The sequence below is a fragment of the Rhizobium sp. 3T7 genome, assembly GCF_020166565.1.
Classification (GTDB): domain Bacteria; phylum Pseudomonadota; class Alphaproteobacteria; order Rhizobiales; family Rhizobiaceae; genus Rhizobium.
The window spans coordinates 1-637 of the sequence record NZ_JAIQXS010000062.1 but is presented as its reverse complement, the minus strand read 5'-3'; the positions used below and the strand labels follow the sequence as shown (position 1 = coordinate 637).

Annotated in this window: 1 pseudogene; it reads left to right on the top strand. The window is 65.1% G+C overall.

The annotated features are described in order from the left end of the window. Positions 1 to 637 (top strand): annotated as a pseudogene (locus tag K9B32_RS28840) (hypothetical protein); the annotation flags it as partial.

Below are 637 nucleotides of genomic sequence, written 5' to 3'. Positions count from 1 at the left end.
AGCGCACCGCATCGTCTTCAAGTCGAACGGCGGCCACGACACCATCATCGGCACATTGCGGCCACAAGACGTGATCGAACTGGCCCCCGGTTCGACGCTGGCCGACTACACGAGCTCGAATCTCGCCAACGGCACCACAATCCTGTCGAACGGCAACCATACGATCACGTTCCCTACCCTGCCGAATGGGGCCTCGCCAACCTTTGCGCCGTTGGGTAGCGGGGGCGGCGGAAGTGGCGGCGGCGATGATGACGACGATCCCGCTGGCGGCGACGACGATGGCGACAACAATGGCGGCGGCGGCGATGGTGGTGGCGACGACGATGACGACGGCGGCCCGGGAGGTGACGACGACGATGATGACGACGACAACCAGTCTGGCGGCGACGATGACGATGATGATGACACCTCGTCGGGGGGTGATGACGATGACGACGATGATGGCTCCTCGTCCGGCGGCGATGACGATGACGACGACGGCAGTGTCCCGCTTCCTGTCGCGGCACGGACATTGATCGGCACGGCGGCTGCGGATGTGCTGATCGGCGCTGGGGGGGATGACGTTGTGCTTGGCGGTGGTGCCGGGGATATCGTTGTCGGCGATGCCGGCAATGACATCCTGCGCGGCGAGGACGGT